The sequence below is a fragment of the Lachnoclostridium sp. genome, from assembly GCF_031997925.1.
Taxonomy (GTDB): domain Bacteria; phylum Bacillota; class Clostridia; order Lachnospirales; family Lachnospiraceae; genus Lachnoclostridium.
The window spans coordinates 27,187-37,794 of record NZ_DAMADT010000035.1 but is presented as its reverse complement, the minus strand read 5'-3'; the positions used below and the strand labels follow the sequence as shown (position 1 = coordinate 37,794).

The 10,608-nt window shown below is 35.3% G+C and carries 9 protein-coding genes; all 9 read right to left on the bottom strand.

All coding sequences use genetic code 11. The features are described from left to right. Positions 1 to 1,280: NAD(P)/FAD-dependent oxidoreductase (locus tag RTP52_RS17410; protein ID WP_312372697.1), on the bottom strand; the 1,280-nt coding region annotated here is incomplete at its 3' end. Positions 1,281 to 1,517: 237 nt separating this feature from the next. Continuing rightward, a complete protein-coding gene (locus RTP52_RS17405; protein ID WP_312105126.1) occupies positions 1,518 to 2,069 on the bottom strand; it encodes a hypothetical protein in 552 nt (183 codons plus the stop codon). A 181-nt stretch (positions 2,070 to 2,250) separates the two neighbouring features. Beyond that, positions 2,251 to 3,417 (bottom strand): CinA family protein, encoded by a 1,167-nt coding sequence (locus RTP52_RS17400; RefSeq protein WP_312105128.1) that lies wholly within the window; start codon positions 3,415 to 3,417, stop codon positions 2,251 to 2,253. A 193-nt stretch (positions 3,418 to 3,610) separates the two neighbouring features. Beyond that, positions 3,611 to 4,153: a CDP-diacylglycerol--glycerol-3-phosphate 3-phosphatidyltransferase gene (pgsA, locus tag RTP52_RS17395; RefSeq protein ID WP_312105130.1), complete on the bottom strand. Its 543-nt coding sequence runs from the start codon at positions 4,151 to 4,153 to the stop codon at positions 3,611 to 3,613. A gap of 16 nt (positions 4,154 to 4,169) precedes the next feature. Next, on the bottom strand, positions 4,170 to 5,492 hold the full coding sequence (rimO, locus tag RTP52_RS17390; RefSeq protein WP_312372696.1) for a 30S ribosomal protein S12 methylthiotransferase RimO: 1,323 nt from the start codon (positions 5,490 to 5,492) through the stop codon (positions 4,170 to 4,172). Positions 5,493 to 5,723: 231 nt separating this feature from the next. Further along, complete coding sequence (gene folD, locus RTP52_RS17385; protein WP_312372694.1) at positions 5,724 to 6,572, bottom strand: bifunctional methylenetetrahydrofolate dehydrogenase/methenyltetrahydrofolate cyclohydrolase FolD; 849 nt, start codon at positions 6,570 to 6,572, stop codon at positions 5,724 to 5,726. A 69-nt stretch (positions 6,573 to 6,641) separates the two neighbouring features. Beyond that, positions 6,642 to 6,803, bottom strand: coding sequence for a hypothetical protein (locus tag RTP52_RS17380; protein ID WP_312372692.1), 162 nt, complete (start codon positions 6,801 to 6,803; stop codon positions 6,642 to 6,644). Positions 6,804 to 6,808: 5 nt separating this feature from the next. Then, positions 6,809 to 8,362 carry a cardiolipin synthase gene (cls, locus tag RTP52_RS17375; RefSeq protein WP_312105140.1) on the bottom strand — a complete coding sequence of 518 codons (1,554 nt, stop codon included), beginning with the start codon at positions 8,360 to 8,362 and terminating at the stop codon, positions 6,809 to 6,811. Positions 8,363 to 8,716: 354 nt separating this feature from the next. Beyond that, positions 8,717 to 10,608 (bottom strand): hydratase (locus RTP52_RS17370; protein WP_312372691.1); only part of this gene is annotated, 1,892 nt, incomplete at its 5' end.

Below are 10,608 nucleotides of genomic sequence, written 5' to 3'. Positions count from 1 at the left end.
GCAATCTGTAAATTATAGCCACCAGTTAACGCATCCAAATCTAGGACCTCGCCAACAAAATAAACACCGTTGATTAGCTTGGATTCCATCGTAGTAGGATCTATTTCTTTTACTTTAATTCCGCCTTTTGTAACAACGGCTTCATTGAATCCACCAAAGCGAGCAACACGAAAGGTCATGTTCTTTAAACATTCTACCAATCTGGTACGTTCTTCCTTGGTTATGGCATTCACCTGTTTGTCCGGTGCTATTTCACTAAGTGTTATTATAATGCCTATTAATTTTTGTGGCAATAGATGTTCTAAGGAATTTTTAAATTGTTTGTTTTTATATTCTTCAAAATCCCTTAGAATTCTTGCATCCAATTGCTCATAAGACAAGGCAGGTTTTAAATCCAGATGAAATATCAATTCACATTCATTTAGAAAGGGAAGTAAAATGCTTGTACCACTTAATATTACGGGTCCACTAACACCAAAATGGGTAAATAGCATCTCTCCAAATGCGCGATAAAGTTCTTTCCCTTCTGGAATCTTCTTTTTCTTCTTCCCTTTTTTCCCCTGATCTTGATTTTCAGTCTCTGCCTCAGAAATGTTTGCTTCCCCAGCAGTTACAGTTACTTCAATGTTCTTAAGTGATAATCCCTGCAACTCTTTTACATATTCTTCTTGCAAATGTATTGAAACAAGAGAGGGATATCTTGGAGTAATTTCATGCCCAAATTCCTTCGCGAAGCGATATCCATCTCCTGTTGAACCTGTCGATGGATAGGATAATCCTCCTGTAGCTACAATGACAGCACTACCCTCTACAAAACTACCATTTGCCAAAGTAATACCAGTTACTCTACCATCCTTCTCTTGCAAGCAGGTAACTTCGGTATTTAAGTGAATTTTTACTCCTAGATTTCTCATCTCCCTCTCAAGAGTAGATATAACATCAGAGGAATGATCAGATACCGGAAATACTCTATTTCCACGCTCCACCTTCGTTTTTAATCCCAACTCGTCAAAGAACTTTATCGTATCTTCGTTGGTAAAGGAATATAACGAACTAAACATAAATTTTGAATTCGTAACAATATTAGCAAATATATTCTCTAAGTCAGAAGCATTGGTTATATTACATCTTCCTTTTCCAGTAATATAAATCTTCTTTCCTAACTTTTCATTCTTCTCATATAACTCAACTTTTTTCTTTTTTCTTGCCGCCATAATAGCTGCTATCATGCCAGCAGCACCGCCGCCAACAACTAGGATTCTATCTTCCACACTAACCATGCCTGTCCAGAACCTGCAAACTTTGAGTCGCAGTCACAATCTCAGTATAGTGAATTTCTATTCACCGAGTGAAAAAACTTTGTTTTTTCACTCTAATATCTTCTTTCAGATTACTTTATTGTAATCTATCTTTTCTTTTGTAGCAATACAATGTTTTTTTCTTATGAAAAAGAGACCTAACAAAACAACCGAAATCATACGATACTCGTTATGTCTTGCTTAGTCTCCTCTTTCTTACTACTTCGTTTCCATATATACATGATTGATATCAAATTCAAAATGTCCAGACATATACGGACCATCCATCACACGAAATACAACCTTATGATAGGTATCTGTTAAATTATCTAATAAACTTTGTGCTATCGCATCTAAGATTTCAGCCTCAACAGAACTACCTACATTTTTTACTGGTGGCTGATCTCCTGTAAAACTAACAATGACTATATCATCCTTCGTAGTAACCGAATCAATTCCAATCGTGAATGACTCATCTTCCATTGACTCAACTACCTTGTCTACGATTAGTTCCGGTGTTATCTCCGTATCGGAAGGGATCATTGCTATTACGGATATTTTCTCAGCGGTATCTGCACTGATGGAATATATAGAAAGTTCTTTTTCATTAATCTGTATCTCTGGCGTAACTGGTATCTGGGTAACTGTTGGAACCGTTGTATGTATAGGTTCCTGCTTTTGCCCCAAATTCTTTGGAGCACTGCAACCCCAATTGAAAACCATGCAAAGAAATACCACTGAGACTAATCCAACCAATTTCTTGTTTTTCATATCACACGTCTCCTTATTCATAGCAGGGAATTACTTTTCTGAATTTATTGAATTCGGTAATTATACTTATCTTCCCTTAAAGAATAACGGCTAACTATGTCATTTCTATGGTAAAATCACAAAAAGAAAAGAAAATCACATATTTTTTTGTATTTATTTCATCTTTCCTGTGTTTTGATAACTAAAATTCGTCTTCGAATAAAATTTTAAGTAGTAATACCTTAGCCATCTGCACTGTTTGATTCCTTATTTCATCCCTCGACCCTATTCCTGATAATAATATAACATGGGTCTTTTCTTTATAGTAACAGGAAAGATATACTGTGCCAACAGGTTTCTTAGGCGTTCCACCTAGTGGTCCAGCAATTCCTGTAATTGCGACAGCAACTGAAGCATTTGCTACCTTAGCAGCACCTCTTGCCATCTCTCTAGCTGTCTCTTTACTTACTGCACCGTTTGCCACAAGTGTATCATTAGAAACACCAAGGCACTGTTCCTTCGCTTCATTTGCATAAGTTACAAAACTCCGGTCAATAACGCTTGATGCACCTGAAACATTAATCATATTTGCAATAAATAATCCACCTGTGCATGATTCCGCCGCTGTCAAGGTTAAACCTTTTTTACTCAACTTCTTGATTAATAGAGCTTCAAGTGATTCTTCTTCAAAAAAGGTGTAAATGCTTGTTCCAAAACACGTTATTAACTCGTTCTGTAAGAAATCTTTCCACTGCTCGCTTTCTTTCTCATCGCTAAGCTTTTTATGAAAATAAATTGTGGCATCTAATACTTCACCAAACTGTTCTTCTCTTAACGAGCCCTCGCATACTTTTGGTATTTCTTTGATTTCCAAACAGTCTATTGCAACTTTTAGAGCTTTATCTCCCCGTTTAAGCTTCTCTAGCTCTACCGTTAGATTAGATTTTCTGATACCACATAGTTTAACCACAAGAGAAGAAAGAATACCGTAGGAAGGACTTAAGTTGATATTTTTCATATCCTGAGGTAACTCTAAAACTGCACTATCTATACTGGATAAAAAGTAATAAGCACTACCAAATACTTCTATCTTTTCCCCAAATGTTTTCTGCTCTAATCTAACATTATGGTGACCATTCACAAGTAGATTTTTAAGTTTACTTATTTCCTCTTCCTTAAATCCACTAAATATGACAAAGGGATAGGTTGTATTTAATTTTTCCAAACAATCCTCTGCATCAAAGACAGTATCATATTCCGAAAGAATAAAACCTTGTGTTTGCAGATTTTTTATCAGTTGAATTATTTTTTTTGGAATTGATAAATCATAAAACGTATGATTCATTTTATGAATAATATGGTACTCCATCAAACCCTCCTTATATTATAGGAATTTTTCTTCTTTTTTCTGTATTTAACTAAAACACCTTAAAAATATATTTTATCTATAAAAATATGGCCTGACTTTTAATCATAAGCCGGCCATACTTTTTTCGCTTTAATCTGCTATTAAGCTAATAACAGATTAAATTAATCGCATATTAAACTAATCGCATATTATGTTATTTCGTTCCGTCTAATAAAATGTATCTATTCTTGTAGAGGTAATCTAATAGGGATATTACAGTTAAGCCAAATGCTAACCATAAGAATATCTGCTCTAGCACATTAAACATCAGTAAATTGGAATCTAAGATAAACAAGATACACATAATCATCTGTGTAACTGTCTTAAATTTACCCCAATAACTTGCTGCAATAACCAGCCCATTATCGGAAGCAACCAAACGAAAACCACTGATAATAAACTCTCTCGCAATGATAACGATAACTACCCAAGCTGGTACTGTCTGGAATTCCACGAAACAAATTAATGCGGAGCAGACTAAGAGTTTATCCGCCAAAGGGTCCATAAATTTACCAAAGTTCGTTACAAGATTATATTTTCTAGCCAGATAACCGTCTATAAAATCAGTGGTACTTGCAATTATAAATACGGCTAAGGCAAAATATTTACCATATGGTATTCCTGGCCATAACATCAGTATTAAAAATACCGGTATCAAAATGACCCTAAATATTGTAATCTTATTTGGCAGATTCATAATTTCCTCCTTAAGCCTACTCGGCTGTCCCTATTAAATCATATTCTTTTGCTTCAGTTACTGTAACCTCCACAAACTCACCAGACATAAGTTCATCCTTGGTGTGTACAAATATATATCCATCAATATTCGGAGCGTCCATATAGGTTCTTCCAATGAAAATTCCTTCTTCTACAAGTTTTCCTTCGATCATAACCTTTAATTTACGTCCAACCATTGATTCCGCTCTTTCAAAAGCAATACCCTGTTGAATTTCCATCAGTTCTTTTTGACGAGCTACTTTTACCTTCTTAGTAATCTGATCTTTCATCTTCGCTGCTGGTGTATTCTCTTCTTTTGAATAAGTAAATACTCCTAGACGTTCAAATCTCATCTTACGAACAAAATCTTTTAAAATCTCATGGTCTTCCTCAGTTTCTCCAGGGAAACCTGTGATTAAAGAAGTTCTTAGCGCGATATCTGGAATTTCATTACGAAGTTTTGTAATCAATGTTACTAATTCCTCATTATTCGTTCTACGTCCCATGCGTTTTAGTATATCATCGGAAGCATGCTGAATTGGGATATCAAGATAATGACAGATTTTAGGTTCTGACTTGATTACATCAATTAGCTCGTCATTAGTCTCTTCTGGGTAACAGTATTGAATTCGTATCCAATCAATACCATCAATTGCACAAAGCTTACGTAAAAGTTCAGGAAGCATTTTCTTTCCATATATATCTACACCATAAACTGTAGTTTCTTGCGCAATTAGGATTAATTCCTTCACTCCACCTTCCGAAAGAAACTTCGCTTCTTCAACCAAACGTTCCATTGGAACGCTACGATAATCTCCACGGATTTTCGGAATGATACAATACGTACAGTGCTTATCGCACCCTTCTGCAATTTTTAAGAAGGAATAATAACCTCCAGTTGTATTAACACGGTTTGTTTTAATCTCTGATAAGTAATCGATATCTTTGAAAGATTCTGCTCTTTCTCCACCTAATACCTTATCAATTACCTCAGTAATAGCATCATGACTTGTAGTTCCAAGTAATGCATCAACCTCTGGTATCTCTGCTAAGATATCATCCTTGTAACGCTGGGCGAGACAGCCTGTAACGATAAGTCCTTTTAAGCTGCCACTTTTCTTATATTCTGCCATTTCAAGAATAGTATTAATACTTTCTTCTTTTGCATCATGGATAAAGCAGCATGTATTTACTACAATGATATCTGCTTCACTTTCATCGTTGGTTAGTTCAAAGCCACGGTCTCTAATTAATCCTAGCATTACCTCGCTGTCAACTAAATTCTTGTCACAACCAAGTGAGATAAAAAATATTTTCATTCTATAAAACCTTTCTAATCCTTTTCTTATATAAAATCGTTACCATATTTTACAACCATTATTCATAGCGATTCCTTGCATACAAAATTTAGGTAATCTTAGTTGCTTTTCCTTTCGATTCCCTAAATATAGATTTCATATACATATGTTTTCTCCATTACAAATTATTGTAACAGTTTTTAATGGAAATTCAATTAGTAAATGAAATATTTTTGTATTTTTATAGTTTCTTTATATTTGGAACTTTTTCGCCCCGTAAACACAGTTGTTCATAAGCATAGCAATTGTCATTGGGCCAACCCCTCCAGGAACAGGAGTGATCGCACTTACTTTATCAACAACATCATCGTAGTCTACATCTCCACATAACTTATTGTTTTCATCGCGATGCATGCCTACATCAATCACTACAGCTCCATCTTTCACATATTCTTTTGTAAGAAATCTTGGTTTTCCAATTGCAATCACTAAGATATCTGCTCTTTTGGTAATCTCGGATAAATTCTTAGTTTTAGAGTGGCAAATTGTCACAGTTCCATTTTCACGAAGCAAAAGAAGTGCCATCGGCTTACCAACAATATTACTTCTTCCAAGAACAACGCACTCTTTCCCTTCAATTTCGATTCCAGAGCGTTTTAATAACTGTATAATTCCAGCAGGAGTACAAGAAAGATACCCTGCCTGCCCAATACTTAGAGCTCCGACGCTTTCTGGATGAAAACCATCGACATCTTTCTTTGGGTCAATCGTTTTAATTACCTTATTCTCCTCAATGTGGTCTGGTAATGGTAATTGAACTAAGATACCTGTAACATCATCTCTATCGTTAAGGTCTTTTATTAAGTTTAATAATTCTTGCTCTGTAGTCTCTAAAGGAAGCTCATAAGCTAAGGAACGAATACCACAATATTCGCAAGCTTTCTTTTTATTACCGACATATACAGTAGATGCAGGATCTGTTCCAACTTGAATCACTGCCAAGGTTACTTCTTTTCCTCGTTTTTTTAATTCAGAAACTTCAGCTTTTAATTCATCTTTGATTTCTCCAGAAATTCTTTTCCCATCAATTATCATTGCCATGGCACTCTCTCCTCTCGCAAATAAACCTATTCATTTATTCTTCTTTGGTGCTTTCTATTGTATTATACTTTAAAACATCATAAACATGACATCTGACATGATCTCATAAATATGACATCTGTCACGACTTATAAACTTAACTTCTGCCACGACATCACAAACACATAGCTTCTGATACAATATCATAAAACTTAACATCTGCCACGACATCATAAACATAACTTCTGCCATAAAAATTACATCATAGGGGCTAATAACCTTAGGATAGATTGAACTACCCTCATGGGAAGTTTTCGTTTAATTTTATCCTCTGTCATCTGGATGCTTTGATTCATTGTTTTAATAAAGTCTTCCTTAATATCGTAAATCGTATTATTACGATACATATAAACTCCACATTCAAAATGAAGATATAAGCTGCGGTAATCCATGTTAATTGTTCCTACCGTAGCAATTTCGTCATCGCAAACAAAACTTTTCGCATGTAAAAAGCCAGGTTCGAATTGATACACTTTAATTCCAGCTTTAACAAGTTGTACATAATAGGACTGTGTAACGGCAAAAACTAATTTTTTATCCGGAATATTTGGCGTAATGATGCGTATATCGACTCCTCGTTTACTTGCTAAACATAGTGCGGTCATCATTTCATTATCAATAATCAAATATGGCGTACAGATATAAACATAATCCTGAGCCATATTAATGATGTTTAGGTACACATTCTCTCCAACGCTTTCTTCATCTAGCGGAGAATCCGCATAAGGTTGAACAAACCCTAAGGAATCGTTTTTATTTTCTTTGTCTAGGATTTCTTGATAAAGAGATAATTCCGGAGTAAAGTTTCCTAAGGTATCATTTGATAAGTAAAATGCATCCCAAGTAGTAAGAAACATTGTCGTTAAACTACATACTGCATCGCCTATCAAACGTACTCCTGTATCTTTCCAATACCCGAAACGATCCTTCTCATTAATATACTCATCTGCCAAATTTATCCCGCCAGTAAATCCAATGGTACCGTCAATCACCATAATCTTACGATGATCTCGATGATTCATTACCGCTGAAAATATAGGTTTCACAGGATTGAATGCAACACATTTTATATTGTATTTTGCTAATTCTTCTCCATACTTATACGGAAGTAAAGTTAAGCAACCAAAGTCATCATAAATCAAACGAACATCGACTCCAGACATTGCTTTTTCTTTTAAAATCTCAAGGATTTCATTCCACATACGGCCTTCCCCAATGATAAAATACTCTACAAAAATAAACTTCTTGGCACTTCGTAAGGCTTCTAACATATCAGGAAAGTTTTCTTCGCCACTTTCGTAGTATTTCACATTCGTATTTCCATAAACCGGATAGCCAGAATAATTTACGATATATCCTACCTGTCCTCGTACTTTTTTGTCAAGACCTTCTATGGTGCTTAATATCTCTTCATCTTGTTTTATTTCTTTTGAAAATCTCTTCCACGAAGCATCAATCTGTGTGCGCATTCGCCTTGCAGGTTTTTTCCCTCCAAGCATTGCATACAATAATCCTCCAAAAATCGGGAATATAAGGATTGTTATACTCCATGCAAGCTTATATGCAGGATTATCGTTCCGATTAATCACTAAGATTAAAGCAATAAAACTCATCGCCTGAAGAACAATCTGTATCCACCATGATTCACTAGTTAAATTAAGCATAAACGTAATGAACCATATCGACTGTATTAAAATTAATACGCTAACAATAAAGATTCTACTTAATAATAATTTCTTAATTTTTCTCAATCAATCGCCTCCATCGTATCCCCTCATAAGCATTCCCCACTTCGAAATATTATAGAGCATTCTATAGAAACATTCAATAAAATTTAGAAAGTACGATTCGTAAATTTAGAAAGTTCGATTTGCGAACTTTTCATGGACAAAAAAATCAGAGCATACTCTTGATTTGTCCCCAAATACATAGAACTATACTCTGATTAATTTAATATTTGATTCTAATTATTTGTTTTTAATTATTTGTTTTTAACACTTGCTTTTAATTATTTGTTTTAATACTTCTTTTAATTATTTATTTTAATTTACATTTTATTATTTGACTTTTATCATTAATTTTTATTATTTGATATATTATACAATTTAGTTTCTATAATAATTGATTAAACAACCTTTTAGGATAATATCACGTTCATCATCCGTTAATTCACCAAGAGTAAGAGTAAATTCCTTCATTCCCTCATTTACAACATAAGCTTTGATCTCGTTTTCTCTATTCTCTATCGCTTTTTTAATATCCTTAACAAATAAGTAATCGCCATTCTTAAATGGGATTTCCTCTTTCCATAAGAATGGAAGCATACCCCAATTAATCAAATTACTACGATATCTCTTTGTAGCATATTCTTTTGCAATATTAGCAAGACCTCCGAGTACCTTTTGACAGCTTGCTGCTTGTTCTCTTGCTGAACCATCTCCTGGTTTAACAGCATAAATCACGCTACCAATCTCCGTTTTCTTAGGGTCTACTAAAAACTTCTGATTGATCTTCGTAAATACCTCTTTTATCTCAGTATTTGCTTTGTAGATATCCTCAACAGAATCAGCGGTCTGTCTTGCTTTCTCTGCAAGCTGAATTTCTTTTGCACGACCTACATAAGCTGGATCTTTTCTTGATAACGTAAATTCAGCTAATCCTAAAGGATTGGAACGGTAAGAGGAAGTTTCACCAGATGGAATTAATTCATCGGTTGTAGTTACAGGGTCATGTATCACGGAAACCACCTTTAAAACTAAGTCATCGGTAAGACTTGCCATAGCAGGCCAATCTACAATTCCAGGTCCAAACTTAATGTCTACTGTCTCATCTGGCTTACCAACGCCATCGTATACACGATTTTCATAAATCTTGCTATCAAAGAAATAGCGAGGTTTTGAAAAGTTCACATCGATATCTTCTGCAGAGGTTAGATAACCTTTATTTGCAGCTGTAGCCGCAATGGAACGTGCATCCATAAGCGCTACCGATGCAATTTGACCATTGGTAATCTTAGAACCCTCACGATTTGGGAAGTTTCTAGTAGAATGGCGAATACTTAACCCATTGTTAGCAGGAACATCTCCGGCTCCAAAACATGGACCACAGAATGCAGTACGAATTGTCGCACCAGTTTGCATTAACTTAGCTACAGAACCATTTTTCACTAATTCCATAAAGATCGGTTGGCTCGCTGGATAAACACTTAAGGAGAACTCATCCGCACCGATGTATTTTCCATTTAAGATATCAGCTGCATCGCAGATGTTTTCAAAACCACCACCTGCACAACCCGCAATAACACCTTGTTCCACGTATAATTTGCCATTACGAATTTTATCTCTTAAGGTGTACTTCACCTTATTGTTATCAAGACTGATAAGTGCCTTTTTCTCAACCTCAGTAAGAATATCATCAAGATTTGCGTTTAACTCATCGATGGTATAAACATTGCTTGGATGGAAAGGCATTGCTATCATTGGTTTGATTTCTGATAAATCAACGTAAATCATACCATCGTAGTATGCGATATCCTTAGGTGCAAGTTCTTTGTATTCCTCTGCACGGTTATGAATTTCATAAAATTCTTTCACCAAATCATCCGTTACCCAGATAGAGGAAAGACAGGTAGTTTCTGTCGTCATAACATCAATACCGATACGATAGTCCACACTTAAATTCTTGATTCCATCACCAATGAATTCCATTACTTTATTATTAACATATCCATTTGCAAAAACAGCACCAATAATAGCTAAGGCGATGTCCTGAGGTCCTACACCCTTTCTTGGGGCTCCGGTTAGATATACACCTACAACTTTAGGCATGTTAATATCATACGTTTTGCTTAATAACTGTTTTACAATTTCAGGTCCGCCTTCCCCCATTGCCATCGTACCTAGAGCTCCGTGACGGGTATGGCTGTCTGAACCTAGAACCATCTTACCACCACCAGCTAACATTTCACGGGCAAATTGATGGATGACTGCCTGATGCG